This window comes from Sorangium sp. So ce590 (genome assembly GCF_051521365.1).
Classification (GTDB): domain Bacteria; phylum Myxococcota_A; class Polyangia; order Polyangiales; family Polyangiaceae; genus Sorangium.
The window spans coordinates 8021689-8046079 of sequence record NZ_CP150346.1 but is presented as its reverse complement, the minus strand read 5'-3'; the positions used below and the strand labels follow the sequence as shown (position 1 = coordinate 8046079).

At 71.4% G+C, this 24391-nt stretch carries 26 protein-coding genes; 8 read left to right on the top strand and 18 right to left on the bottom strand.

Annotation, left to right across the window (positions count from 1 at the left end):
- Nucleotides 1–264 precede the first annotated feature (264 nt).
- The 4 genes from WMF28_RS30245 (at nucleotide 265) to WMF28_RS30230 (ending at nucleotide 3543) form a co-directional block, all read left to right on the top strand.
- The gene (locus WMF28_RS30245) at nucleotides 265–1137 is read left to right on the top strand and encodes an STAS domain-containing protein (RefSeq protein WP_437596825.1); all 873 of its coding nucleotides are present in this window, start codon (nucleotides 265–267) and stop codon (nucleotides 1135–1137) included.
- Between the two features lie 34 nt (nucleotides 1138–1171).
- Entirely contained in the window at nucleotides 1172–1927 is a 756-nt protein-coding gene (locus WMF28_RS30240) for an SAM-dependent methyltransferase (RefSeq protein WP_437596824.1), read from the top strand.
- Between the two features lie 205 nt (nucleotides 1928–2132).
- Nucleotides 2133–3272, top strand: coding sequence for an IS630 family transposase (locus WMF28_RS30235; RefSeq protein ID WP_437596823.1), 1140 nt, complete (start codon nucleotides 2133–2135; stop codon nucleotides 3270–3272).
- On the top strand, nucleotides 3247–3543 hold the full coding sequence (locus WMF28_RS30230; protein ID WP_437596822.1) for a hypothetical protein: 297 nt from the start codon (nucleotides 3247–3249) through the stop codon (nucleotides 3541–3543). Before WMF28_RS30235 ends, WMF28_RS30230 begins: the two co-directional genes overlap by 26 nt.
- Before the next feature lie 152 nt (nucleotides 3544–3695).
- On the opposite strand, the gene WMF28_RS30225 is transcribed toward WMF28_RS30230, so the two are convergent.
- Both WMF28_RS30225 and WMF28_RS30220 read right to left on the bottom strand, forming a co-directional pair.
- Complete coding sequence (locus WMF28_RS30225) at nucleotides 3696–5183, bottom strand: hypothetical protein (RefSeq protein WP_437596821.1); 1488 nt, start codon at nucleotides 5181–5183, stop codon at nucleotides 3696–3698.
- A gap of 13 nt (nucleotides 5184–5196) precedes the next feature.
- A complete protein-coding gene (locus WMF28_RS30220; protein ID WP_437596819.1) occupies nucleotides 5197–7407 on the bottom strand; it encodes an SUMF1/EgtB/PvdO family nonheme iron enzyme in 2211 nt (736 codons plus the stop codon).
- Between the two features lie 496 nt (nucleotides 7408–7903).
- Between WMF28_RS30220 and WMF28_RS30215 the strand changes: the two genes are divergently transcribed.
- Nucleotides 7904–9319 (top strand): porin, encoded by a 1416-nt coding sequence (locus WMF28_RS30215; protein WP_437596817.1) that lies wholly within the window; start codon nucleotides 7904–7906, stop codon nucleotides 9317–9319.
- A 30-nt stretch (nucleotides 9320–9349) separates the two neighbouring features.
- On the opposite strand, the gene WMF28_RS30210 is transcribed toward WMF28_RS30215, so the two are convergent.
- Both WMF28_RS30210 and WMF28_RS30205 read right to left on the bottom strand, forming a co-directional pair.
- Nucleotides 9350–9727 carry a hypothetical protein gene (locus WMF28_RS30210; protein ID WP_437596816.1) on the bottom strand — a complete coding sequence of 126 codons (378 nt, stop codon included), beginning with the start codon at nucleotides 9725–9727 and terminating at the stop codon, nucleotides 9350–9352.
- Nucleotides 9728–9816: 89 nt separating this feature from the next.
- Nucleotides 9817–10335, bottom strand: coding sequence for an HD domain-containing protein (locus tag WMF28_RS30205; protein ID WP_437596815.1), 519 nt, complete (start codon nucleotides 10333–10335; stop codon nucleotides 9817–9819).
- Nucleotides 10336–10492: 157 nt separating this feature from the next.
- Between WMF28_RS30205 and WMF28_RS30200 the strand changes: the two genes are divergently transcribed.
- A complete protein-coding gene (locus WMF28_RS30200) occupies nucleotides 10493–11518 on the top strand; it encodes an SMP-30/gluconolactonase/LRE family protein (protein ID WP_437596814.1) in 1026 nt (341 codons plus the stop codon).
- 93 nt (nucleotides 11519–11611) lie between these two features.
- Here WMF28_RS30200 and WMF28_RS30195 read toward each other — a convergent pair whose 3' ends face one another.
- The 4 genes from WMF28_RS30195 to WMF28_RS30180 form a co-directional block, all read right to left on the bottom strand.
- Nucleotides 11612–12562: an epimerase gene (locus WMF28_RS30195; RefSeq protein WP_437596813.1), complete on the bottom strand. Its 951-nt coding sequence runs from the start codon at nucleotides 12560–12562 to the stop codon at nucleotides 11612–11614.
- Between the two features lie 200 nt (nucleotides 12563–12762).
- Complete coding sequence (locus tag WMF28_RS30190; RefSeq protein WP_437596812.1) at nucleotides 12763–13314, bottom strand: hypothetical protein; 552 nt, start codon at nucleotides 13312–13314, stop codon at nucleotides 12763–12765.
- A 12-nt stretch (nucleotides 13315–13326) separates the two neighbouring features.
- Nucleotides 13327–13830 carry an SRPBCC family protein gene (locus tag WMF28_RS30185; RefSeq protein WP_437596810.1) on the bottom strand — a complete coding sequence of 168 codons (504 nt, stop codon included), beginning with the start codon at nucleotides 13828–13830 and terminating at the stop codon, nucleotides 13327–13329.
- Nucleotides 13827–14204: an ArsR/SmtB family transcription factor gene (locus tag WMF28_RS30180; protein ID WP_437596809.1), complete on the bottom strand. Its 378-nt coding sequence runs from the start codon at nucleotides 14202–14204 to the stop codon at nucleotides 13827–13829. Before WMF28_RS30180 ends, WMF28_RS30185 begins: the two co-directional genes overlap by 4 nt.
- Before the next feature lie 251 nt (nucleotides 14205–14455).
- Here WMF28_RS30180 and WMF28_RS30175 point away from each other — a divergent pair, with 251 nt between their 5' ends.
- Together WMF28_RS30175 and rsmG are read left to right on the top strand one after the other, a co-directional pair.
- Nucleotides 14456–14914, top strand: coding sequence for a VOC family protein (locus WMF28_RS30175; RefSeq protein ID WP_272095017.1), 459 nt, complete (start codon nucleotides 14456–14458; stop codon nucleotides 14912–14914).
- Between the two features lie 97 nt (nucleotides 14915–15011).
- Nucleotides 15012–15731 (top strand): 16S rRNA (guanine(527)-N(7))-methyltransferase RsmG, encoded by a 720-nt coding sequence (gene rsmG / locus WMF28_RS30170; RefSeq protein ID WP_437596807.1) that lies wholly within the window; start codon nucleotides 15012–15014, stop codon nucleotides 15729–15731.
- A gap of 27 nt (nucleotides 15732–15758) precedes the next feature.
- On the opposite strand, the gene WMF28_RS30165 is transcribed toward rsmG, so the two are convergent.
- The 10 genes from WMF28_RS30165 to WMF28_RS30120 all read right to left on the bottom strand — a co-directional run bounded on the left by WMF28_RS30165 (nucleotide 15759) and on the right by WMF28_RS30120 (nucleotide 24382).
- Nucleotides 15759–17027, bottom strand: coding sequence for a lactonase family protein (locus WMF28_RS30165; RefSeq protein ID WP_437596806.1), 1269 nt, complete (start codon nucleotides 17025–17027; stop codon nucleotides 15759–15761).
- Nucleotides 17028–17183: 156 nt separating this feature from the next.
- Complete coding sequence (locus tag WMF28_RS30160) at nucleotides 17184–17843, bottom strand: NrsF family protein (RefSeq protein WP_437596805.1); 660 nt, start codon at nucleotides 17841–17843, stop codon at nucleotides 17184–17186.
- Between the two features lie 10 nt (nucleotides 17844–17853).
- The gene (locus WMF28_RS30155) at nucleotides 17854–18567 is read right to left on the bottom strand and encodes an RNA polymerase sigma factor (protein ID WP_437596803.1); all 714 of its coding nucleotides are present in this window, start codon (nucleotides 18565–18567) and stop codon (nucleotides 17854–17856) included.
- A 249-nt stretch (nucleotides 18568–18816) separates the two neighbouring features.
- Entirely contained in the window at nucleotides 18817–19524 is a 708-nt protein-coding gene (locus tag WMF28_RS30150; protein WP_437596802.1) for a hypothetical protein, read from the bottom strand.
- A 64-nt stretch (nucleotides 19525–19588) separates the two neighbouring features.
- A complete protein-coding gene (locus WMF28_RS30145; protein ID WP_437596801.1) occupies nucleotides 19589–19837 on the bottom strand; it encodes a hypothetical protein in 249 nt (82 codons plus the stop codon).
- Between the two features lie 158 nt (nucleotides 19838–19995).
- Nucleotides 19996–20892, bottom strand: a complete 897-nt coding sequence (locus WMF28_RS30140; protein ID WP_437596800.1) for a hypothetical protein — start codon at nucleotides 20890–20892, stop codon at nucleotides 19996–19998.
- A complete protein-coding gene (locus tag WMF28_RS30135) occupies nucleotides 20889–21428 on the bottom strand; it encodes an RNA polymerase sigma factor (protein ID WP_437596799.1) in 540 nt (179 codons plus the stop codon). Before WMF28_RS30135 ends, WMF28_RS30140 begins: the two co-directional genes overlap by 4 nt.
- A gap of 92 nt (nucleotides 21429–21520) precedes the next feature.
- Entirely contained in the window at nucleotides 21521–22567 is a 1047-nt protein-coding gene (locus tag WMF28_RS30130) for a hypothetical protein (RefSeq protein WP_437596798.1), read from the bottom strand.
- 58 nt (nucleotides 22568–22625) lie between these two features.
- A complete protein-coding gene (locus WMF28_RS30125; RefSeq protein WP_437596797.1) occupies nucleotides 22626–23504 on the bottom strand; it encodes an HvfC/BufC N-terminal domain-containing protein in 879 nt (292 codons plus the stop codon).
- Nucleotides 23501–24382: a DUF692 domain-containing protein gene (locus WMF28_RS30120; protein WP_437596796.1), complete on the bottom strand. Its 882-nt coding sequence runs from the start codon at nucleotides 24380–24382 to the stop codon at nucleotides 23501–23503. Before WMF28_RS30120 ends, WMF28_RS30125 begins: the two co-directional genes overlap by 4 nt.
- Nucleotides 24383–24391: the final 9 nt, after the last annotated feature.

Sequence of the window (24391 nt, the reverse complement as noted above, 5' to 3'; positions counted from 1 at the left end):
TCATGGAGCACAGACGGCCAGGATACTGGTATGTAGAGAGACGGCGCGGGGGCGTTCGGTCGCATCTCGGTGGGGGAGCACCTTGCGAAGTCACGACATTCGTCTGCATGACGAGCGGATTGCGGCATGGCGACGAGATCCACTCCAGTCTGGCGCACACACAAGCTTGCGCGGTCCAACAGTGATCTGTTCTCCTACTTCATGAGCGCCCATACGACATGACATGGCCCAGGCCAAGGCCGAGCCCAAGGAAGCGGACCTCCTATGCAGAGCTGGATCGATCCGGAGCGCCAGGCGCTGGCGAAGAGCGCCGCGAAGGTGCTCAAGGACAACGTCGTGCACAACCGCAGCGGTCTCCCACCGTTCCGGTTGCCGCAGGTCGCGCAGCAGCTCCTGGACGAGCTGTTCCATTTCATGTCCGCCGGCGACACGGCGCCCGTCCTGTCGCTCGGGCACAAGCTCGGGCATCAGGGGCTCGGGCTGCGCGCCCTCCTCGGGCTGAGCCGCGCTCTTCTGCGCCAGGTGCTGGCGCGCCTGCCCGGAAATGCGCCCCAAGCGCTGGAGGAGGCGGCGCGCGTGAACGACTACCTCACGCTGCTCGTTGACGCGCTCGCGGAGCAGGAGAGGCGCGAGATCGGCGTCCAGCGCGACGAGATGCAGCTCGCGCTCGCGCGCGCGGTGCAGAACCGCGAGCGCGAGCTGCGCGGCGTGATCCTGGAGCTCTCGACGCCGATCATGCCGGTGTACGACCACATCCTGGTGCTGCCGCTCATCGGAAAGCTCGATAGAGAGCGAGCGAGCAGGATCACCGAGTGCCTGTTGCGTGACGTGGTGGACCGGCAAGCGCGCACCGCGATCATCGACGTGACCGGCGTGCCGGTGATGGACGCGGAGGCCGTCGACGCGCTCGTGCGCACCGCGCGCGCGGTCGACCTCCTCGGCGCTCACCCGGTGCTGGTCGGTATCCGCCCCGAGGCAGCCCGCGCGCTGAGCGATCAGGGCGCCCACCTCGCGGGCATCGTGGTCCTGGCCAACCTTCAAAGCGGTATCGTCCATGCGCTGCGGCGCGAGGGGCTCGAGGTGTGTGCCAGTCCGCTCCCGCAGCGCGGGGCTGCTCGCCTGTACCGCGGCCGCTGACGAGCGCACCGCGACCTTGCTCTAGGAGGGGACCATGGAGATTGACACCAGCAAGCCGCACATCGGTCGGGTTTACGACTACGTCCTCGGAGGACACCACAACTACGAGGTCGATCGCCGCGCTGCCACGGAGATAATGAAACTCGTGCCGACCTATCCCAAGTGGGCGAGGCTCAACCGCTGGTTCATCCAGCTCGTGGGACAGCAATGGTCCGAGTCGGGTATCACGAACGTGCTCGATCTCGGCTCGGGGCTACCGACGCAGGGCCACCTCAACGACTATCTGCCCGAGGCGCGCATCCTGTTTTCGGACATCGACCCGGTGAGCGTGATCTACGGCGAGGAGATCCTGGCGGACAAGCCGAACATGCGCTACCTCCAGGCCGATCTGCGAGATACGTCGCCGCTCCTCGCGGCCGCGGCGCAGTTCTTCGGCGCAGACCGCCGCGTCGCGCTGGGATGCATCGGTATCCTGTACATGATGGACGATGAGAGCTCGCGCGACCTCCTGCGGAAGATGCACGCGTTCTGCGCCCCTGGCAGCGTGCTGGCCCTCAGCTTCCTGGTGCCACGCAGCGCCTCCGCGGCGCACCACCTGAACAGCGCAGGGGCCCTCGCCGGGATCAAGGTCTACCCCCGCACGCCCGAGGAGATGGCGGCGCTCATGAAGCCATGGAAGGTGCATGCGTGCCGGTCGCTCGCGGCGTGGCTCGACCTCGAGGACTTCCTGACCCAGGAGGAGTACGAGTCGAGCCCGTTCGACATGCTGGGCCTGATCGCGCACCACTGAAGGCGCGGCTGTGCGCTAGTACAGCGTTCCCGAAGTTCGTCCCTGGATCTACGGTGCGCCAGTCCAGGCGCTCGCGGTAGCTCGTGGCCCGAGCGCGGCGAGCGTACGCACGGTAGATTCCGGAGCGCGAGGCAGTTTTCCCAGCCCATGCAGGATCGCTTGCGCTTTTGAAGCCCTCAGGGCCGGGCAAGTCCCACGCGCGTAGGTGGCCCGCGCTCGCGCCAAATCGGTCCTGTTGCCTGCGCCGCTGCGCCAGAAGCTGGAGCACACGACGCGCTCGCCCAAGGCCTCGCAGCGCGATGCGCAGCGCGCCAGGATCGCGCTCTTGGCCGATGAGGGATGGAGCAACGAGCAAATCCAGCGCGAGCTGGACTGCGACATCAAGACGGTGCGCAAGTGGCGCAACCGGATCGCGGAGGTTGCTGACGACGCGATGCTGCAGGACAGAGCGCGCTCAGGCCGACCGCCGCGCGTGGCGACCGCAGTGCATTACGAGCTCATCAAGCTGGCCTGCAGCCGTCCCGACGAACACAAGGTCCCGTTCGAGCAGGTCTGGACCCTGGAGCAGTTGGCGAAGGCCCTGAAGTTCGAGACCCAGGTGGAGCTGAGCCGCACCGAGATCTGGCGCGTGCTGCAGGGAGCCAGCCTTCGACCGCATCGCGTCCGGCTGTGGCTGCACAGCCCGGATCCGGACTTCCGCCCCAAGGTCGAGGCGATCTGCAAGTTGTACCTGGAGCCCCCCGCAGGCGCCACCGTGCTCTGCGTCGACGAGAAGACCGGCATGCAGGCGCTGGAGCATCGGTTCGTCATGCAGCCGTGTCGTAGCCGCCAAGCCGCGCGCAAGGAGTTCGAGTACAAGCGCCACGGTACGCGCACGCTGATCGGTGCCTTCAACGTCAAGACGGGCGAGGTGGTGGCGCGCTGCGGACCGACGCGCACCGCCGCCGATCTGCTCGCGTTCATGGACAAGGTGGCGGAGCGCTACCCCACGGGCGACGTCTACATCGTCTGGGACAACCTCAACATTCACCACGGCGCCAGGTGGAACGAGTTCAGCGCGCGGCACGGCGGGCGCTTTCACTTCGTCTACACGCCTCTGCATGCGTCGTGGGTCAATCAGATCGAGCTGTGGTTCAGCATCCTGAGCCGTCGGGTGCTCAAGAACGCCTCCTTCGGCTCCGCCGAGGAGTTGAGCCGTTGCGTGCTCGACTTCGTGCGGCACTGGAACGAGCACGACGCGCGACCTTTTCGGTGGAAATTTCGGGGCCAGTGGAGGGCGACCTTGCCGTCGTACGCAGCCTGGGCTTCGGTGCGGGCTCATGACGAAGCCGCATGCCGCCCCTGAGCACGCCGCCGCGGTCCGCTCCTACCTCGCAGCCCAGGGACTCTCCCACCTGCGGGCCCGCAAGTACGGCCAGATGGTGATCATCGAGTCGGGTCCTGAAGCCGACCCGATCGCCCACGCCAGGCTGCGCCGCGACACCGTCCACCTCTGGATGCTCGAGATCGCGACTCACACCGGCAGGTGGGAGAAGACCGGCTTCCGCGGCCTGTGGCAGGACTTGCTCAAGCTGTTGATGACGGACTTCCCCTGGACTCTCGCGCCGATCGAATAACCCCCGCCGCGATGGTGGTGCGTCGTCGGGGCGTTCCGTCCGCGTCCCGCGACGACTTCGCTTCATTCACAAGCCCGGCCGGCCAGCCAGGACCGTAGCCGGATGGCACCCCGCCCCCCGCCGATCCAGGGACGAACTTCGGGAACGCTGTACTAGCTCGGCGGGGCCCCCGGGCGCCGCGCGGCGGGGCCTCCCTCCTCGGGCCGGTCCTGCCGGTCTTTCTCCCCGAGGATCGCCTTGGCCGCGCTCGTCCTCGCCGCCCCGCTCGCCACCGTCGCGTGGTCGACCACCCAGTGCGCGTCCAGGAGATCCAGGTACTCGAGGTCGAGCTGCCCCCCGGAAGGCAGCATGAACACCGCCGAGATGTGCGCGTGATTGAGCACCGCCTGCACCATCTCCCGCGGGATGTAGAGCGCCGCGTGCGTGAAGAGGTGCACAACCGGCGTGCGCGGGTCGTGGTGCCGCGTCAGATCGAGGTCCGTCGCGAGCTCGGCGAACACGCGCGCCGGGTTCCTGCCGCGCTCCCCCTTGAACGACAGCAGGTGCGCCGTGGGGAGCTGGCCGTTCTTCGCGCGGTGGAGCTCGTAGAGGCGCGCGTCGAAGAAGCGGAACGCCACGTCCTCGCCCTCGAGCAGGAGCCGCTTGCCCGTGGCGATCGCCATCCCGCGGGCGAACGTCTGGCGATCGCCGCGCATCGAGGCCGACGCGTCGATGAGGAGATAGTGGATGCGCCGCTGCTCGTCCCGGCTCTGCTCCCGGGCGAAATAGAGCACCTCGTTGTCCGCGATCCGGCGCGCGAGCTCCACGTCGTCCCAGGCGAGCTCCGTCAGGACCATGCTGTCGATCGAGCCGCGCGTCCCGAGCCCCGAGTAGCCGTGCGCCGCCGTCGTGCCCGCCGCCGGGCGCGTCTTCGTCTCGAGCACGCTCGGCAAGATCTCCAGCGAGAAGTTCACGATGTCGTTCGCCTCGGGCGACGAGAGCGCCGCGAGCAGGTCGACCTGGGCGAGCGCCCCGGCCGACGCCTCCGAGCCCAGCATGCCGAACAGGCGCAGCGTCTCGATGTCGAGCGCGTCCGACATCGTGAGCACGTAGAGCCGCGAGACGTCGAGCGCCTCCAGCGCCCGCTGCTCGAACTCGCGCCGCGCCGACAGGAACAGGCCGCGGAGCTGCGGCTCGATCCCCTCGAACAGCGCCGCGTCCGCGGGGAGCATCGCCCGGTAGGCCGGCGCCGCGTGGGTGCGCGCCGCGACCGCGCCGAAGAGCCGCGAGAGCACCACCGTCACAAGGTCGTCGCTCATCCGGAGCTGCGCCGCGCAGCGCGCGGCCTCGCTCTCGGCGAGCTCCTGGAGCATCGCCCGGTACCCGTCCAGGATGCGCTCCGCGTCGCGGAGCCGGCCCGCGAGCTCCCTCGCGTCGCAGCGCGGGCCGATCTCGATCTGCTCGCGCGGCGTCGAGAAGAGCAGGCCCGCGTCGTGCACCAGCGCGAACGGCAGCACCACCCCGAGCCGCTCGAGGCTCTGGTGCCAGCGGATCGCGCGCAGCGCGAGCGACGAGCTCAGGGGCCGGACCTGCGAGAACGCGAGCGTGCCGAGGGGGCCGGCGATCGAGGGGTTCGCGAGCTGCGAGGCGGGGACCGGCACGGCCAGAGGTCGCCTACAGGTTCGTCACGCAGCGGAGGCCGATGCCCGGCGCGCTCGCCGTCGCGAGCTGGTGGTAGCGGAACGCCGGGTTGAGCCAGAGCGAGACGCCGCCGTTGTAGCCGCCGCCCCGGATCGCCTTGCGATCGCCGGCCGGCGCCCCCTTCGGGTTCACCTGCTCCTCGTCCTTGTAGGTCTCGAACCAGTCCGCGGTCCACTCCCAGACGTTGCCGACGACGTCGTCGGCGCCGAACCTCGTCTTGCCCTTCGGGAACGAGCCGACCGGCGCCGTGCCGAAGAAGCCGTCGTCGGCCTCGTACATGCGCGCGCTCGGCGTGAGCCCGCGCGCCTTCTCCCACGCCGTGCACTCGGTGCCGCACGCGTTCATGAAGGTCTGATCGCCGGGCGCGTCGCCCCAGGGGAACTTGCGCCCGTCGGAGCCGCGCGCCGCGTACTCCCACTCGGCCTCGGTCGGCAGGCGCTTGCCGTGGACGTCGCAGTAGGCGTCCGCGAGGCTCCACGGCACGCAGTTGATCGGGTGCTGCGCGAGCTCGGGCTTGCCGAAGGTACAGAGCTCGGCCAGGGCCGTGAGCGTCTTCTCGTGCTCGGCGGCGGACACCCCGTCCGCCTTCGGGAAGTCGGGCGTGGACGGCGGCCGCTTGCACTCCCCCTTGTCCGAGCACGCCTTGTAGTCGCCCGCGGTCACCTCGTGGATGTCGATGCAGAACGTGTCGAGCGTCACCTTGTGCGCCGGCTGCCACAGCTTGAAGGCCGGCTCGTCGGAGCCCATGAAGAACTTGCCGCCCGGGACGAGCACCATGCCGGAAGGGCACTCGGTCCGCCGCGCGGGGAGCGCGGCCGGCGCGGCCGCGGCGCTCGCCGTCGGGGCCGCCGTGGCGGACGCGGTGGCGACCGGATCGATGTGCGACGCCTCCGGCGCGGGCGGCTCGGAGCGGAGCAGGCTCCAGGCGATCGCGCCGCCGGCCGCGAGCGCGACCGCGACGCCGCCGAGCGCCAGCGCGCCCCTCGACCTCGGCGCCGCCGCCGCCGACCGCTGCGTCGACGCGTCGTTCGCGGTGCCGCCCGTGGTGCTCGGGCCGACCGCGGCGACCGTCGGCGACGTGGCCGCGCGCAGGGACCCCGGCGCCGTGGGGGGCGCCGCCATCGTCGGCGCGATCTGCGGCCAGGACATCCGCGGGGCGGAGCCGCGGGTCGCCGTCGCCCCGGAGGGGGGCGCGAGCGAGCCGCCGCCCGTGGCGAGCGCCCAGCCCGGATCGTCGGGGAAGACGGCCCGGTGCAGCGCCGCCCAGAAGCGGCCCATGGTGGGGAAGCGATCCGCCGGCGCGACGGCGAGCGCCTTGGCGAAGACCGCCTCGACCTCGTCGCTGACCGTGAGCCCCAGGGTCCGCGGGGTCGGCCGGCGCGACGGGTCGCGGCTCGCGACGGCGAGCTGGAGGTAGTCGTCGCCTTGCAGCGCCGGCGCTCCGCCCAGCATCACCTCGATCATGATGAGCGCCATCGCGAACACGTCGGTCCAGGGCCCGGTCGCGCCGTGGGTGCGGCTGAACTGCTCGGGGGCGCCGTAGCTCGGGGTGAACGCGGTGATGTCCTTGCCGGTGTGGGCGAGCGCCGTCGCCGCCGCCGCGTGCTCGGCCATCACCTTGGCGATGCCGAAATCGAGCACCTTCACGAAGGTGGAGGCGTCGCGCGGCGGGCCGATGACGAACAGGTTCGCCGGCTTGATGTCGCGGTGCGCGATGCTCCGCGAGTGCACGAGCTCGAGCGCGATCGCCGCCGACTCGAGCAGCGCGACCGTTGCGTACAGATCGCGCGGCGGCGCGTTCTGGGTCGTCTCCTCGTGGAGGACCCTGTCGAGCGGCTTGCCGTCGAGCCACTCGAGGACCATGTAGGGCAGCCATTGCCCGTCGGGCGCGTTGAACGTGCCGATGTCGCGCGCCTGGACGATGGCGGCCGAGCGGCTGGAGAGCTCCGCCATGAGCTTGCCCTCCTGGATGAACGCCTGGAGCAGCTGCTCGCGCTGTTCGGCCGGCGCGTCCGCGAGGAGCGTGAAGCACTTGAGGGCGACGGGCTGCTTCCAGATGATGTGCTCGGCCCTGTAGACGACGCTGAAGCCGCCCTCGCCGACGGCTTGCTCGATCCTGTACTTGTCGGCGATCAGGCTGCCGGCGATGTTGAGCGGATCGCTGCGGTCCGGGTTCTGGCTCATGAGATCTCTACGCGCCGCGACGGGGCGCCGATCGGAGCGCCTCGTGCGTGGTCCGGGCCATCTTAGTGGCCCCGCGGTCGGTTGGAACTCTTTCGCGCGCTCGGGCGTCCGCGCCGCCCCGGCGCCGGCGCTCGCCGCCGCGCCCGGCGAGCGTCGGCGAGCGCTGCCGGAGACGGTCCTCGGTGTCCGACATGACGGATTTTCGAGGCAGGTAGTGGCGCGCACACTTCTGTGTTTTCACGCTGCTGCCACCATCTTCAGGATGTCTTGACAGTCTCTGGCGTCCGTTATATTGGACAAGGACACGGTGGTTCCCTGCTGGCGTCGCTGATCCCAGCTGGGCGCTCGTGACTGCTGTCCGGCGTCTGCGCGTGTGGCGCGAAGCGCAGGCCTGGGAGCGCTGGTCCGCCGCCTGCGAGGGCGTTGTGCGCCTTCGCGCCGGCGGCCTGTGCCGGCTGGGCGCGCAGCAGAGGGTCTGATCCGAGGATAAAGACGCTTGAAATCGATCAATCGAACCAAGTCGCACACGGTCCGCGCGGCGGCAGCGCTCTCGCTCTTCGCCGCCGCGCTCCCCTTCCAGGCGTCGGCGCAGGAGCCCGCGGCGCCGCCTCCGGCACAGGCGCCTGCGCCGCCCCCGACGCTGGCCCCGCAGGAGGCCGCCGTCGAGCAGCTGAGTCGCCGGGTCGCGGAGCTCGAGGAGCAGCAGCGCGCGCTGCAGGAGCGCCTCGCCGCGGAGCGCCGGGCGGCCGCCGAGAAAGAGGCCGGCGCCGGGCAGAAGCAGGAGGCGAAGGACAAGGGCGGCGGCGTCAAGGTGACGGCGGCCCCCGGAAAGGGCTTCACCGTCAGGACGGCGGATGACAGCTTCTCGTCCACGATCCGGGCCCGCCTGCAGATCCGCGAGACGATCACGCACACGGCGGAGGACGACACAAACGAGATCAACGTCAAGACGGTGCGCCTCACGACGAGCGGCCATATCCTCTCGCCCGACCTGAAGTACAACGTGCAGCTCGCCTTCGGCGGCAACGATTTCGAGAAGGACAGCCCATCTCCCATCCTCGACGCCTTCGTCGAGTACACCGGGATCCGCGATCTCAACGTGCGTGTTGGCCAGTTCCTCACCCCGTTCAACCGGGCGCGGACGCTGCGCGAGCCCTCCCTCCAGCAGACCGATCGCCCGATCGCCGTCCGCGAGTTCAACCTCGATCGCGACGTCGGCCTGATGTTCTCGTCGCCCGATCTCTTCGGCTTCGGAGGCAAGCTGTCGTACAACCTCTTCGTCGGCGGCGGCGAGGGGCGCAATCGCTTCGGCGGCCAGAAGCACGGTCCGCTCGCGGTAGCGCGGCTCGCCGTCCGCCCGTTCGGCGCGTTCGACGACGACCAGGACGGCGACCTCAAGCGCGAGGCGAAGCCCCGGCTCGCGGTGGGCGTCACGGGCGCCTACAACCACCAGACCAACCGCCAGAACAGCACCTTTGGCACGACGCTCACGCTCGGGGCGGCGGACTACCTGCACGGCGCGGCCGATCTCATCTTCAAGTACGCCGGCTTCTCGCTCTCGGCCGAGGCCGTCGTGCGCCACGCCAAGCGGGATTCCTTCGAGGGCGAGGTCGACGGCGCGGCCGTGCGGGAGTGGACCCGGTCGGGTTACGGCTACTTCGCCCAGGCGGGCTACCTGCTGACCGACCGGGTCGAGGTCGCCGCGCGCTGGGACCAGATCTTCGCGGAGCGCGGCACCGATCCGAAGCTCGTCGGTCTCGTCGACGCGCAGGGCAAGCAGGTCGGCGGCGGGCTCAATTATTATGTGAACGGCTATGCGCTGAAGATCCAGGGCGATTATTTCTACATCTTCGGCAAGGAAGGCGCCGACGCCCGCCACGTCGGTCGGCTCCAGCTGGATGCCTCGTTCTGAAGGCGACGCGCGGCCATGGGGAAATCATGATCACTTCTCAGATTTCCGTCGCCAGGCGTCCATCTGCGCTCGGTCGCGACTCCTGATGGCCTTGAGCTCATGGCGTTGTTCGTCGGTGAGGTCCGGATTCACTGCCCAGAGTGCCTTTGCCTCCTCCGGGGACTCGGCCCACATCAAGACATCGCGGTAGTCGCCTTTCGCGGCGTCGGTCATCCGGCGAAGCTCCCCGAGGGCACCTTCGCTGAGTTTGAGGATCGCCAGGCGGACGCGCTCGGTCTCGCGCTCGTACGATTCGACGCCGTACCGGCTGAGCTCGGCGCGCGCCGCCGCACGGTCTTCCCCGGAAGGCCACGCGGCGGCCAGCTTGTGTTCGACCTCCGGCTCCAGCACCTTGCTCTCTCCGCTCATGCGCTCTTCATCCGCTCCCGGATCTGTCCAACGTTCGACAGGAGCGGCAGGGCCCGGCTTGCCGGGACCTTGTTCGCTCGAGGGACGGGTCACGCCTGGCCATCGAAGGCTCCATCTGCGAGCAATCGGTCAAGCTCCGACCACAGCGGATCGCATTGTCCGCTGCGGAAGGCCGCTTGCTTGAACGCCTGCTGTTCGCTCTGATAAAGCCGCCACAAGCTCGCCTTGCGGTCCGCAATGCACGCGCGAACGTTGGCGAGGCGGTCCGCCGCTTTCACGACGAGCGCGAGCGCGAGCTCGCCCTTGGTCTGCGCCAGCTTGGCGTAGGTTCTTGCTTTCCGCTCCTTGCGATTCGCACCGGGTTCGTCGGTGAGCAGGCCGACGCAGGTGGCCACGCGCGATCCGAACTCCGCTTCGATGGTTGCGAGCGTAACGTCGGTGTCCTCCGCCACGTCGTGCAGGTAGGCGACGACCACCGCCTCTTCTCCATACGGCTCCGCCAGCGCCGCGACCGCATCCAGGTGACAGGAGTACGGACGGTCGCCATACCGCTGGTCCCCGTGCGCAGCGACCGCATACAGCCGCGCCTTTTCTCTCGTGGTACCCATAAGGCCTAACCATCAGCCGATTGGTCAACTGAAGCCGGCGGACCAGGTCTGTCCAGATCGTCGCCTTTTATGAACTTCCCCACGGAGAGTCTCATGGATTGACGCTGCGCCGCAAGCGCTCGGCGTTGTGGTAGATTCGCGGCCCGGAGGTCTTTTCGTGGCACGAACCCGTGGCCGTTTCACGTCCATCGCCGCTGCGGCCGCGATGGTTTCCTGCGGAGGGGAGACCCCGCCGCCCGCGCTGGCACCGGCGGCTTCGGCTTCCGCCGCGCCCATCGCGACGAACAGCGTCGAGCCCCCGCCTGCGGCTCCGGCTGCCCCCGCGGCGTCCACGGCGGCGCCCGAGCTGCCCAGGCTCCCCGCGCCGAGCCCAGTCGCCAGGTACACCGGCTTCGCCAAGCCGGAGAGCGTGCTCTACGACGCGGACAACGACCGATACCTCGTTTCGAACATCAACGGCAATCCGGACGACAAGGACAACAACGGCTTCATCTCCGTGCTCTCGCCCGACGGTCAGGTGACGAACCTGAAGTGGATCGAGGGCGGCAAGGCCAAGGTCAAGCTCGACGCGCCGACAGGATCGGCGATCGCGAAGGGCGTGCTCTACGTCGCCGACCTCACGACCGTCCGGATGTTCGACCTCAAGACCGGGGCGCCGAAGGGGGAGATCGCCATCCCCGGTACGACGTTGCTGAACGACGTCGCGGCGGCTCCGGACGGCAAGGTCTACGTGTCCGACTCCGGCTTCAAGATCGGCGCGATCGGAAACCTGGAGGCGACGTCGAGCGATGCCATGTACGTCATCGAGAAGGGCAAGGCCAAGGCGCTGGTGAAGACCACCGACCTGCACATGCCGAACGGCATCGCATGGTCCGACAAGGGGCTCGTGGTCTGCTCGAGCGGCGCTCCCGAGGTCTTCCGCCTCGACGAGAAGGGCGCCAAGCAGGACGCGACCACCACGGCGCCCGGCGGCCGCCTCGACGGCCTGATCTCCCTCGGGGACTCGCTCCTCGTGACCAGCCACGAAGCGTCGGCGGTGCTTCGCGGGAAGCTCGGCGGAACCTTCGAGGTCGCGATTCCCGAGCAGAAGACGCCCGCGGACATCGGTTACGACACGAAGCGTGGACGCGTCCTCGTGCCCCATGTGATGGCGGACACGGTCGACGTCTACGAGCTGAGATAATCTGTGGACGAAAGACCCCTCGCGATGGAGGAAGGCCTCCTCTAGGCGACGATGGAATGCTGACGCCTCACGGGCGTCGAGCTGTTCACCTCCTCAGCTCTCGGCGCGCCATCGCGCCACGAGGTCGCGCGCCGCCGCCGACCACTCGGCGAAGGCGAACGTGAACCCGGCTTCGCGCAGGCGCCCGGGGACGACGCGCCGGCTCTTCAGCACGAGCTCGGTGTCCGTGCGCATCACGAGCGCGCCGACCTCCAGCATCCATTTCATCGCGGGCAACCCGAAGCCGATGCCCCAGGCCTCGCGCAGCGCGCGCATGAAATCGCGGTAGGGGAGCGGCCCCGGCGAGGCGAGGTTGACCGGCCCGGAGAGGTCGTCCCGCTCGATCAAGAACCTCGTCGCTCGCACGAAGTCGCGATCGTGGATCCACGACACGAACTGCTGCCCTCCGCCGGCCGGACCGCCGAGGCCCCGCCGGGTGAGCCCGAGCAGCACGTCGAAGATGCCGCCGCGATCAGGGCTCATCACCATGGAGGCGCGGATCGCGATCTTGCGCGTGCGTGGCGTCCTGGCCTCGTCCAGCGCCTGCTCCCACGCTCGGGCGATCTCGACGCTGTTGCGCCAATACGAGGGGACGTCCGGCTCGTCGCCGCCGAGGAGCCCGGTCGCCTCGTCGTTGGGCGCGTCGTGGCGGTGCGCGTAGATCGTGGCCGTGCTCATTTGCAGCCATACGCGCGGCGGCTGCGAGGCGGCGGCGATCGCCTCGCCGGCGGCGCGCGTCGAGTCGACACGAGAGCTCCTCATCGCGCGGAGGTTCTCGTCCGTGTAACGGCAGTTCACGCTGCGGCCAGCGAGGTTGAACACCACGTCGGCGCCGTCGAGCTCGCGCGCCCAGGGGCCGAGCGTGCGTCCATCCCACGGCACGACCCGCCCTGCGGGCACGCTCGCGCTGCGGCACAGGACGATCACCTCGTGCCCGTCGGCCGCGAAGGCGCGCGCAAGGATCTGACCCACCTGTCCGCTCCCGCCCGGGAGGACGATCTTCATGCCGCGAGCCTACCTCGGGCAGCCGCTAATGCACAGTCCGGCGCGACCACGCGATCACGCGATCACGCCGCGCCGGCGCCGGGCGAGAGCTTGCCCATCGCGGGCGCGCTGGCGGCGCGCCGCCAGCGCGCCCGCGCCCCGGAGCGCATGGTGGCCTGTTCGCCCAGCCCCTCAGGCGGCGGCGCGCGGGCGGGCGCTCGTCATGCTTCGGCCTGCTCCTTGAGGAATTGACGCACGAACTTCCCGTAAGCCTCCTTCATGGGCAGATCGTCGTCGACGTGAAGCCTGCGACGGGTGGTCGGGACGCTCTCTCCGGTCCTGGGGTTCTTTCCTACCTTGGCTATCGTCTCCCAATAAACGCCCGATCCCCGGCGCTGCCACGCGGGCACGTCGTTGAAGTTGATCCCGCGGGAGAAGAGCAGCTCGTTCTTTCCAGCGACGGAGAGGCCGAGCATCGCATGGGTGGCTTCCTTGACGCTCTTGCCCTCCTTTCGAAGGGTCCAATAGCACCAGTTGTTGAGCGCGGAGCGCGTCGCGTCCGTCTGCCGCCAGCGGAAGCAGTCGACCACGTCTCCGCGCCGGGCGCCGAGCCACAGGCGCGCGTCGAACTCCACCGGCGCGCTGAGCGAGAGCGAGAGGCTGGCGGCGGCGGAGCTGACATGCACGTGCGTCGCCGAGAAGTGGGCCCGGAAGAACGTGGTCTTGCCCGAGGCCGGCAGGCCAACGAAGAGGATCACTGCCGGCGAGCCCATCGATCGGCGACCTCAGCAGGGCGTGCGCGCGTCGCCGAGGTAATAGTCGCGCTGCGCCGGATAGTAGTCGGCGAAGCTGGGCAGCGGATCGCCGAGCCTGGAGGCGACGAGCATGTCGAGGTAGTACTCCCAGCCCGGCCCGACATCGCCGGCGAGCGCTGGATCGGCGAGGCGCTGGATGAAGGTGAGCTCGGTGATCTCACCCTTCGCCGCGAGCGACAGCTCGAGCCGCCACCCGCCGTGATCGTCCTTGGCCGTGAGCGCGAGGCGATGCGGCGGCTCGCATGTATCGATCGACATATCGCACCGCGGTGCCCCCTGCTCGAACGCCATCTGGAGGCGCACCGTCTTGCCGGGCCCCGCTTCGCCCTCCCACGGGCCGATCCAGCGCGCCGTGCTCTCGGACGCGGTGACGCTCTGCCAGACATCCTCGATGGGGGCGCGAAAGCTGCGCGTGATGACGAGATCGGCGCCTGTCGCCGTGCTCCGGACGCGGCCTGTGGGTCGGGGGCTCATGCGGTCTCCTTTCTTCGTTTCGCTTCGTCGTGGGAGGGCGGGGCGGTCGCCATGCGCCGCTGCCGGCCGACGCGGTGCACCTCGGTCTCGAGGGCGTCGAACCGGCGATGCCACGGGCCCTCCGCGTGCAGCTCTCGCAGGAACGCCTCGAGCTCGGCGAGCGCACCGAGGTCGAGGCGGTACTCGCGCTCGCGACCGCACTGGACGTCGCGCACCAGGCCCGCCTCGCGCAGCACGCGCAGGTGCCGGCTGACCGCCGGGCGGCTGACCGGAAACGCGCCGGCGATGGCGCCCGCCGTGGCGGTGCGATCGCGCAGCATCCGCAGGATCTCCCGCCGGATCGGATCCGCCAGCGCCTGGGCAACAGCGTCCATCGGCGTGATGTGTAACCGATGTGTTACGCGTTCGTCAAGCCGCACGGCCGAGCGCGCAGGTAAATTTCGTCCAATACGCGGTCGGCGCGATGGTCCAGGATGAGCACCGACCCGGATCGCCGAGGCGGCGGGCGCCGGGAGAGGCTCGCCTTCGCCCGGGCGCGCGAGGCGCGCTGCACGACCGTCAAGGCAATTCCCGCCGTTCCCCCGGGAAAGGTCACGACTCGATACGAGCACGAAGGAGCGCGACGATGACGAAGAGCAAGGTCCACCCCGTCCCGGAAGGCCAGACGTGCTTCCCCTACCTGAGCGCGCGGAGCGCCGCGGAAGCCATCGAGTTCTACAAGCGCGCGTTCGGCGCGCGCGAGGACTCGCGCATCCCGATGCCCGACGGGCGGATCGGGCACGCCGAGCTGTCGATCGGCCCCGCCCGGTTCTTCCTGTCGGACGAGTATCCCGAGCTCGGCGCCGTCAGCCCCGAGACGCTGGGAGGCAGCAGCCCGGCCGTCGTCGTCTACGTGGAGGACGTGGACGCGCTCGTCGCGCAGGCCGCGGCGGCAGGCGCGACCATCGATCGCCCGCCGCAGGACAAGCCGTTCGGAGACCGGACGGCCTGGCTCCGCGATCCGTACGGCCATCGCTGGTCCTTCGCGAGCCGGATCGAGGACGTCTCTCCCGAGGAGCTGCAGAGGCGCCTCTCGGCGATGTAGCGAGCCGTCACAAGGGCGGCCCGGAGCGGGCGGGGAGGGCGAGCGCGAGAATTGCGGCGCTTCACGAGGGGGAGCTTGCTAGGGTGTGCGGACGTCCATGCTCCCTGACGAACGCGCTCCTCTCCCGCTGCCGGCTCCCGCTCCGCTCACGCCTCTGGAGGGCTTCGCGGAGCGCCTCGCGGCGATCGGTATCACCCTCGACGCCGCGGTGATCGCCAAGCTCGGCGATTACCTCGCGCGCCTGCTCGCGATGAACGAGCTGATGAACCTCACCTCGATCACGGATCCGGTCGAGGTCTGGGAGAAACACGTCCTCGACTCGCTCACGCTCCTGCCCCTCCTGGAGGAGCTGAGCGCGGGGGCGCGCCTCGCCGACATCGGCTCGGGCGGGGGCCTCCCCGGCCTTCCGCTCGCGATCGCTCGGCCCGATCTGAGGGTGACGCTGGTGGAGGCGACGCAGAAGAAGGCTTCGTTCCTCGTCGCGGTGGCCGCGGGCCTCGGGCTCACCAACGTGTCGGTGCGCGCCGAGCGCGCCGAGCAGCTCGGCAAGGGCGATCTCCGCGGCGCGTTCGACGCGGTGACGGCGCGCGCGGTGGGGCGCCTGGTCATGCTGATCCCGCTGACCGTGCCCTTCGTGCGGCCCAACGGGATCGTGCTGCTGGTGAAGGGCCAGCGCGCCGAGGAGGAGCTCGCCGAGGCGAGCTGGGTCCTCGGGCGACAGCGGGCCGCCTTCGTGAAGACCGTGGCGACGCCGACGGGGAAGATCGTGATGCTGCGGAAGTCGGGGGAGGAGCCGAAGCGCCATCCCGGGCGGTGATCCCCGGCGGTGTTCGGTTCGCCCCGCTCAGCGGTCAGGCAGGGCCACGATCCCGACATAGGTGGGCTCGGGGACCTCGGTGACACGGCCTGTCGGCTCGAGGGCGCCCGTCGCCTCGTCCACGCGAAACGCGACGATGTTCCCCGAATCCTGGTTCGCGACGAGCAGCAGCTTGCCTGTCTTCGCGATCTGGAAATGGCGCGGCGTCTTGCCCCGCGTCGACGCGTGGCCGGCGGGCGTGAGCGTGCCCCGCTCGGGATCGACAGCGAAGATGGCGATGCTGTCGTGGCCCCGGTTCGACCCGTAAACGAACTTGCCCGACGGGGACACCTGGATCTCGGCGCACGTGTTCTCCTCGCCGCTCACGCCGTCGGGGAGCGTCGAGACGGTGTCGAGGGCGGACAGCGTCCCGCGCGACGGATCGTAGCTCAGGGTGGTAATCGAGTCGGCGGACTCGTTGATCACGTAGGCGAACCGGCCGTTCGGGTGGAATTCGAGGTGCCGGGGCCCCGTGCCCGCGGGGAACGAGAGCGCCGGCGGGTCGTTCGGCTCCATCCGGCCCGTCTCCGCGTCGAAGGTGAGCTGGGCTATCGCGTTGCTCCCGAGGTTTGTGACGAAGGCGAACCTGTTGGCCGGATCGGTCACGGCGTGGTGCGACCGCGTCCGGCGCCCGAAGGAGACCTCGGAGGACGCCTGGCCGAGCGCGCCCTCCTGGCCGACGGGGAGCACCGCCGCCGTCCCGCCGCCATAGTTGGCGACGAGGACGAAGCGCCCGGAGCGATCCGTGGACAGGTGGGCGGGGCCCGCGCCCTTCGAGGACGCCCTGTTGATGAGCTCGAGCGTCCCGCCCTGGGGATCGATCCGGAACGCGCTGACCGCGCCTGATGGCTGCCCGTCCACCTCGCTCAGCTCGTTCGCCGCGAAGAGGCGCTGGTGCGCAGGGTCGACGGCGAGGAAGGTCGGGTTCATCTCGGCGTCGAGCGGGCCCTGCACGGCCGAAAGCGCGCCGTCGGCCTCGCTCAGGCGAAAGACGAAGATACCCTCGTGGCCCCCGACGTAAATCAGGGGTGCGCCGGTGGGCTGCGCGCCGCCGCCGACGCCGGCGCCGGTGCCGGTGCTGCTCGCGGTGTTGCCGTTGCCGCCGGTGCCGTTGCTGGTCGCGCTGTTGCCTTGGCTCATGCTGTCACCGCCGCTCCCGGAGATGCTTGTCGTCGCGCCGTTGTTCGCGGTCCCGGCGCCGGATCTGCCGCATCCGAGCCACAGTCCGGCCGCCAGGCAGAGGAGGGTGCGCTGCATCGATCGATCCACGTTCACCTGGGCCTGGGTTATCCCCGGACTGCGCCGCGGGGCAAGCGCCACGGCGCTCCCCGTCGCGATGCAGGGCGAGGCGGGCGCGGCCGGCGCGCCCCGCGCGGCCCTGTCCGGGGAGGGCGCACGACGCGGCGCGGCGCTTCAGGCGCGCCCGCGCAGCGCCCCGGCGGAGGCGCCGAGGAGCGCGCCGGCCGCGATCGGGAGGCCGTGGGCGAAGGCGACGTGGAGGAGATCGTCGAGCGCGCAGTGCGCCTCGAGGCCGACCACCACCCCGAGGCCGCACAGGGACCCGATCGCGGCGCCGCGCCACGCCGGCGCCGAGAGGAACGAGCGGCGCAGCACGAGCGCCGCCAGCGCGAACGGCACGAGCGCCGTGCAGAGGGCGCTCGCGATGCACCGGAGGTGCAGATCGAGCGGCACCGGCGGATCGGCCACGCGCGACCTCACGACGGCCGCGGCCAGGAACCCGACCGGCACCGCGACGGCGAGCGCCTGGATCGCCCTCACGCTCGCCGGCAGCCCCCGGGCGCGCGGCCTCAGCGCGAGCAGCAGGCCGAGGCCGGAGAGCACCGCCACGACGGCGAGCGGGACGAGCACCCGGGGAGACCCGAGGTCGTCGCGGAGGCCCTCGCCCCAGCTGAAGAGCAGGACCCAGGCGAGCCCGGCCAGGGTCGCGCCAAGGGCGAGGCGCTCGCGCGCCGGGCGCGTCAGCGACGGTTCGGCCAGCGCCTCGGCCAGGGCGGGCGGCGGGCGCGCGGCGAGGTGGGCCGCGGGATCGGGGATGTCATCGATTTTACTCAACAAATCGGGCTCATTCGCCATCGGCACCTCCCCGGACGCCCGCTTGCCCCTTGCCACGGCGGCCGCTCCGCTCAGGCCCCGTGGCCGCGGGCCTGTCGCCCTTCTCCATGCCCTTCTCTACGCTCCTGTTCTCTACGCTCCTGCTGGCGCCTCGTTCCGCCTCGGGCCGCCGCTTGAGCTCCTCGAGCGCGGCGCGCAGCGCCTCGTAGGCGCGGAACGCGCGGAGCTTCACCGCGGTCGCGGTCGTCCCCAGGACCGCCGCGGCGTCCTGCACGCTCAGCCCCTCGTACCGGAGCAGGATGAACGCCTCGCGCTGCGACGCCGGGAGACACGAGAGCACGCGCTCGACCGCCCGCGCCGTCTCGGAGGCGATCGCGACCGCCTCGCCGTCGGCGCCGTGCGCGTCCGGCGGCTCCGCGCCCGGATCGCTCGGGAGGCGCTCGGTATTGCGGTGCTTCTGGGCGCGCGCGTGGTCGACGTACACGTTCCGCGCGATGGCGTACGCCCACGGGGTGACGGCGCCGCCCTGGGCGAAGGTCGATCGGGCGCGGTGTATCCGCAAGAACGTCTCCTGGGTCAGGTCGCCGGCGAGCGTCTCGGAGCCGCACATGCGGGTGAGGTACGCGAGGAGGCGTGACGAGAGCGCGCGGTGCAGCTCCGGGAACGCGCGCGCGTCGCCGCACGCGTACCGGTCCATCGCTGCGTTCAGGGCGAGCTCGTCCATGGCGGCTCCGACGGTATACACCGTCCGCGCGGCGGCGCGCAGCGCGGCGCGGCGCGCGAGAGGCCAGGAGAGCCGTCGCGCTCGGTCCGTCATCGACCGCGCGCAGGTCGTCCGGATCCATGAGCGCCTCGCGACGGCGACATGCCTGCCTCGACGTGCGCCCTGGCGTTCTGGGTCGCCATGGCCGTTCGGGCCTGGCCGCTCAGGCTTCTCTCGCGCTAGCGGGCCGGCGCGCATTCCGCGCGCGGCTCAGGGGCATCGAGCTGCGGTGTATTCGCCGTTGGCGTCGAAATCGTGGGTGTCGGTGCCGCTCAGCCGGACCACGACCTCCGCGGCGTCGATGCTCACGATCTCCATCGTGCCGGACGCGAAGGAGCCCTCGCTCCACAAGCAGTTGCCGCCCCTGTCGCGGCTGCTCATAACGTAGCCCGACCACAGCTCCAGCTCGCTCAGATCGATGATGCCGGGCACCTGCAGCGCAGGGGGAATGGTGATGATCAGCTGCCAGTTGTCGCAGCCGATGGCATTGGATGGATCCGCGCAGGAGCTCACCGGGGCGCCGAAGACGATGAAGAGATCGTACGGATCGGTGCCTGGCCCGGCGGAGGAACTGCTCCCGCAGTTCGACGGTTCGCCGGGGCTCTCACATCTGAAGAGCGCGATCGCGCCGGCTGTCGGCGCAGAGTCGCCCCCGCCGGCCCCGACCGCAACGCTGCTCACCGAGGTGGAGCTGAAGCCGCCGGAGCCGACCGCAACGCTGCTCACCGAGGTGGAGCTGAAGCCGCCGCCGCCGCCGGCGCCGCCGCTGCCGACGGACGACTCGACCCCTCCGGCGGCGCCATCGGGCCCGACCTCTTGATCGCCGCTGCTGTCGCCGACCTGCACCCGGGCGGTGCATCCGGCGCCGAAGGTCTGGAACATCATGAGCCCGAAGAACAAGGAAATGGATGTGTTCACGAGACGTCGCATTCATATCTCCCCGGGCTTGTAAGCGCAGCCCGTCGTCACTCCATAAATGGCGTCAATCGTATTTTTTTATGATTTCATGATCGATTTCTCGTCCTGGCGCGACGGTGGCTTTGCTCGAGGCGGAGGCGGTGGATCCGCGCGAGGCAGCAGCAGCAGCGAGAAGGACGAGCCGCAGCGCCGCGCGAAGCGGCGGGCGGCGCTGCCGCGGGCAGCGGAGCGCGGTGTGGACGCCGCTGACGTCGATCTCGAAGGTGCATGTCCCCTCGAGCCTGAACACGAACTCCACTGCATCGATGCTCACGATCTCGATCGTGCCTCGGATGAAGCTGCCTCCGCCGCCAGGAGAGCAGTCGCCTCCACCGACGTCCGGGGGCGGCAACGCTCGTGGATCGAGATCTCGAGAGATCCACCGCCTTTCGCCCCGACCTCGCTGCGGCCATGGCGGCCCGCTGCCTCCTGTCAGCGCTGCTCGCCTCTCAGCTCCGGAACGAGGATCTCGAGCCTGCGGCGGTAGGCAGAGCTCGGGTGCTCCGCGATGAAACGGTGCGCGCGAGCGAGCGCCTCGCCGCCGCGGCCGAGCGCCTTCAGGGCGCCGACCGCGATCACTTCGCGCTCCTGGGCGAGCGCGCCGCCCGGGAAGCGCCGGAGGTGGGCGTCGGCGAGCGCGAGCGCCTCCGCAGGGCGCGCCGCGAGCGCCTCCTGCGCGCGCTGCAGCAGGCCGAGCTCCGTCTCCGCGTCGGGCAGCACCGCCCGCGCCGAGCCGCCCGCCGCCGGCGCGCCGGTCGTCGAGGCGGACGCGCGCGCGGGCAGCGGCGCGCTCGCTGGCTCCGGAGCAGGCGCGCGCGGCGCCGTCGCAGGGGGCGCTTCCGCGGGCATCTCCGGCGCTTCCGCGGCAGGCGCTGCCGCGGCCCCCCTCGGCGTTGCGGTCGCGACCACCGCGGCCCCTGTCGGCGCGAGCGGCGCGGGCGGAGGCTGCGAGCGCGACGGCATGAGCCACACCGCCCCGACGAGGACGACGCCCAGCGCAGCGCCGACCGCCAGGCCGGAGAGCACCGACGGCGGTGCGCCAGCCCCCGCCGCGGCGATCCCTGCCGGAGCGAGCGTCGCCGGCGCGCCCGCGCCACCGCCGGTCGCCGGCGCGCCCGCGCCACCGCCGGTCGCCGGTCCGCCGCCATCCGCCGGGCCGCCGGGGTCCTTGCCGCCGCCCGGTCCGCCCGGCAGGCGGAGCGGCAACCGCGCCGCGAGCCGCGCGAGCTGCGCCTTGTCCGGCACGTCGCGCCGGGCCGCTTCGAGGGCCACGCCGAGCGCGTCCGGGCCGCCGCCCGAGCCGCTCATCTTGCGAGGATCGCCGCTCATACGCTGCTCCCCTCGGTCATCCGCGCGGCCCCGGCCCGCGGCGCGCCGAGCTCGTGCCGGCGCATCGCCGCCTCGATCTGCGCCCGCGCCGCGCGCAGCCGCGAGTACGCCGTCTGCAGCGGGCACCCCGCCGCCTTCGCGATCTCCGCCATCGGCAGCTGCTCGATCTCGTGCAGGACGAACACCGCGCGCTTGTCGTCGTCGAGCTGATCGAGCGCCGCGTCGAGCCGGTCGAGCGCGCGGCGGCGATCGAGGGTCTCGTCCTGCGGCGCCGCCATGACCTGCTCGGGGAGGGTGTCGGCCACCTCTTCGCGCCTCCGGTGCGGGCGCCGCCGGTACTCCGACGCGAGCCGCAGGCAGATGCCGTAGAGCCACGTGCGCAGCGCCGAGCTGCCGTCGAAGGTGTCGAGCTTCCGATGGACCATGAGGAAGACTTCCTGGCAGACGTCCTCGACGTCGGCCTCGCCGACGCCGAGCCTTCGCAGCACGCGCCACACGTACGCCGCGTTCTCTTCGAAGATCTCCTCCAGGGTCATCGCGCGAGGCCGGGGCCCGAGGAAGGCCGGCTCCAGCCCTTCATGGCCGCAAGGACGAGTTTTTATGAAAGAAAAGCGATGCCGAGCGTCGGTCAGGGGAAATCGACGCCGAGCAGGACGTCCGCCGTCCCGGCGAGCGGCGCCATCTGGAAGACCTCGCGGCCCCGGCCCTGCCCATCGATGTAGTAGAAGGTGTCTCGCACGAGCGGCACGATCAGCCCGAGGCCGCCGCCGGCGGTGAGCGGGCCGATGAGCCGCCGGGAGAGACGAACGTCGAGCGTGCCGCCCGCGGTCAGGCGCTCGTCGGTCCGGTCGACGCCGAACCCGATGCCGTTGACGCGGAGCGCGCCGAGGCGGGCGCCCGCACACGCGGAGAGCCGCGTGGCGCTCCCGATCGAGACGGGGCACACGGACACGAACCCCTCGCTCCAGGAGAAGCGCGTCGTGAAGGCGCCGGCTGTCGTTTCGTTCGGGGCCCAGATCGCCCCCCCGACCTCGAACGACCAGGACCGGGGCGGCGTGAGGCGCGCGCGGATCACGGCGGCGACGCCGGGCGAGGGCAGGAGGCCGAGCCCGAAGAGCGGACCGGCGCCGACCTCGACGCGCCACGGCGCCGGCGGCGGAGGCGCCGGCGGGGGGACCGGGATCAGGATGCGCTGCACGATGACCTGCGGCGGCGGCGGCGAGGGCGCGGGCGAGGGCGTCGGAGGCGGCGCCGGCGTGGCCAGAGGAGGCGGCGCGCTCGGGGACAGCTTCGCGCTGGGGTCGATCATGAGCGCGATGGCCAGGGCGAGCTCGTCGTCGATCGCCCTGCAGCGCGGCGACGCCGTGGCGATCTCGCGCGTCCCGAGCAGCGCGCCTTCCGCGTCGGCGACCGCGATCACCGCGCGCCACCCGCCGGAGCCGCCCGGCTCGATGCGCCCCTCGATCGTGAGGTCGGCCCGGGCGGCCGAGACGAGCGCCGCGCGCCCGAGGCGCGCCTCCACCGCCTGCGCGAGCGCGCGCGCCCCGACGCACGCCTCGGCGCCGGCGAGCCGGACCCAGCTCAGCGATGCCGTCTGCTCCCCGGAGGACGCGCGCGCGGGGCGCGCCGCCGCGATGAGCGCCGCAGCGACGAGCGAGAAGAGTGTGCGCTGCATCGACCGATCGACGTCCTCCGAGCATGCGTTACCCCCGGCCAGCGCCGCGGGGCAAGCGTCACGGCGCGGCGGTGCCGAGGAGCGCCCCGCGCTCGGCGAGGTCGCTCAGGAGGGCGGCGGTGCTCTCCAGCACCGGGCCGTCGACAGGGCGGCCCAGCGCAGCGCAGCCCTCGACCACAGCGTCCCGGAGCGCGGCGCCCGCGAGGAGGCGGCCGAGGATCTCGGCCGCGAGGGGCGTGAGCTCCAGGAAGCGGACCTCGTGCCCGGCGTCGCGGTACACGAGCAGGCGCGTCGGCTCGCGCGCCGGCACGTCGCGCGCCGACTCGCCGCCTTCCAGCCTGTGGACCGCGTGCTCGTGGCGCACGAGCGCCGCGGCCCGCTGGAAGCGCGCGCCGCGGTCGAGCGAGAGCTCCTCGCGGGAGGCCGGCGCGCCCCGCGCGTCCGCTGCGTCCGGCGCGCCGGCCTCCTCCTCGTCCGGCTCGGCGAACGACGCCGCGAAGGCGGCCAGCTCATGGCGCGCGAGATCCGCGAGGTAGGCGGGCACCTCCGGGTCCTCGGCCCAGCGCGGCGCCGCGAAGCCCACGAACTCGAAGGCGACGTCGCGGAGGTAGCGCGACCGGGGCAGCTCCACGTCGAGGAAGCGCGCCGCGTCCGCCTCGAACCGGGCGCCGAGGCGCGCCGCGGTCCGCGGGATCCCGGCGCGGATCGCGCCTGTCAGCCCGCGGCGGATGAGGCTCCGGTAGAGCAGCAGCCGCTTCGGCGGGAGCGCGGCCATCGCCTCGAGGTCGGGCCCCTCGAGCCCGGCGCGGGCGAGCCACGCGCGCGGATCGGCCGCGATCGCCTCGCCGTCCGGTGCGCTCACGCTCAGCTGGAGCGCTCGCTGCAGCGCCGCGAGCTCCGGCGGCGGTTCGTTCAGCGCCCCGCGCGCCGCGCTCACGCCCGCGCCTCGCGCGCCGCGAGCCCGCGCCGGTACGCCGCGTCGACCTCGGCGAGCTCGGCGAGCAGCGCCTCGAGCGGCGGCACCTCGTTGTCGCGCTCCAGCACGACCGGCACCGGCCCGGTCCGCGCGACAGCGCGGGCGAGCAGGTCGAGCACGGGCTCGATGACCGGCGCGCCGTGCGTGTCGACGAGGACCTCCGCATCGTCGCGCCACGCATGCCCGGCCACATGCATCGAGACAACGCGCGCAGGTGGAATTTTCTCCAGGTACGCGATCGGGTCGAAGCCGTGGTTCCGGGCGTTGACGTAGACGTTGTTCACGTCGAGCAGGAGCCCGCAGCCGGCGCGCTCGAGCACCTCGACGAGGAAGTCGGCCTCGTCGAGCGAGGCGCGGCCCGGGACCAGGTAGTAGGTGATGTTCTCGATCGCCATCGGGCGCTCGAGCCGCTCCTCCGTCTCGCGGATGCGGGCGGCGGCGTGGGCGGCGGCCGCGGAGGTGAGCGGGAGCGGCAAGAGGTCGTGGAGGAACCTGCCGCCCACGCCGGAGAAGCACAGGTGATCGCTGTGGAAGGGGGGGTCGAGCCGATCGACGAACCCCCGCAGCGCCCGCAGGTAGCCATCGTCGAGCGGGTCGACCCCGCCGACCGACAGGGTGAGCCCGTGCGTCAGGATCGCGCGGTGCTCGCGGACGCGCTCGAGCGCGGCGGGGAAGTAGCCGCCGCGGCGCATGTAGTTCTCGGGGGAGAGCTCGAAGAAGGGGACGGCCAGCGCCGCGCCGCGCGCGCCTTCGCCGGGCGCATCGAGCGCCGCGAGCACCTCGTCGAGGAACTCCCATCGGAGCCCGAGGCCGACGCCGGTGAGCGCGCTGCCGGTCATGGGGGTGCG

Excerpts from the sequence above, each read along its gene's own strand:
- WMF28_RS30155 (WP_437596803.1), bottom strand. The coding sequence starts at position 18,567 with ATGGACGAGCTCGCCCTGAACGCAGCGATGGACCGGTACGCGTGCGGC.
- WMF28_RS30190 (WP_437596812.1), bottom strand. The coding sequence starts at position 13,314 with ATGGGCTCGCCGGCAGTGATCCTCTTCGTTGGCCTGCCGGCCTCGGGC.
- WMF28_RS30185 (WP_437596810.1), bottom strand. The coding sequence starts at position 13,830 with ATGAGCCCCCGACCCACAGGCCGCGTCCGGAGCACGGCGACAGGCGCC.
- WMF28_RS30205 (WP_437596815.1), bottom strand. The coding sequence starts at position 10,335 with ATGGGTACCACGAGAGAAAAGGCGCGGCTGTATGCGGTCGCTGCGCAC.
- WMF28_RS30120 (WP_437596796.1), bottom strand. The coding sequence starts at position 24,382 with ATGACCGGCAGCGCGCTCACCGGCGTCGGCCTCGGGCTCCGATGGGAG.
- WMF28_RS30140 (WP_437596800.1), bottom strand. The coding sequence starts at position 20,892 with ATGAGCGGCGATCCTCGCAAGATGAGCGGCTCGGGCGGCGGCCCGGAC.
- WMF28_RS30130 (WP_437596798.1), bottom strand. The coding sequence starts at position 22,567 with ATGCAGCGCACACTCTTCTCGCTCGTCGCTGCGGCGCTCATCGCGGCG.
- WMF28_RS30245 (WP_437596825.1), top strand. The coding sequence starts at position 265 with ATGCAGAGCTGGATCGATCCGGAGCGCCAGGCGCTGGCGAAGAGCGCC.
- WMF28_RS30165 (WP_437596806.1), bottom strand. The coding sequence starts at position 17,027 with ATGCAGCGCACCCTCCTCTGCCTGGCGGCCGGACTGTGGCTCGGATGC.
- WMF28_RS30135 (WP_437596799.1), bottom strand. The coding sequence starts at position 21,428 with ATGACCCTGGAGGAGATCTTCGAAGAGAACGCGGCGTACGTGTGGCGC.
- WMF28_RS30220 (WP_437596819.1), bottom strand. The coding sequence starts at position 7,407 with ATGAGCCAGAACCCGGACCGCAGCGATCCGCTCAACATCGCCGGCAGC.
- WMF28_RS30210 (WP_437596816.1), bottom strand. The coding sequence starts at position 9,727 with ATGAGCGGAGAGAGCAAGGTGCTGGAGCCGGAGGTCGAACACAAGCTG.
- WMF28_RS30230 (WP_437596822.1), top strand. The coding sequence starts at position 3,247 with ATGACGAAGCCGCATGCCGCCCCTGAGCACGCCGCCGCGGTCCGCTCC.
- WMF28_RS30240 (WP_437596824.1), top strand. The coding sequence starts at position 1,172 with ATGGAGATTGACACCAGCAAGCCGCACATCGGTCGGGTTTACGACTAC.
- rsmG (WP_437596807.1), top strand. The coding sequence starts at position 15,012 with ATGCTCCCTGACGAACGCGCTCCTCTCCCGCTGCCGGCTCCCGCTCCG.
- WMF28_RS30180 (WP_437596809.1), bottom strand. The coding sequence starts at position 14,204 with ATGGACGCTGTTGCCCAGGCGCTGGCGGATCCGATCCGGCGGGAGATC.
- WMF28_RS30175 (WP_272095017.1), top strand. The coding sequence starts at position 14,456 with ATGACGAAGAGCAAGGTCCACCCCGTCCCGGAAGGCCAGACGTGCTTC.
- WMF28_RS30195 (WP_437596813.1), bottom strand. The coding sequence starts at position 12,562 with ATGAAGATCGTCCTCCCGGGCGGGAGCGGACAGGTGGGTCAGATCCTT.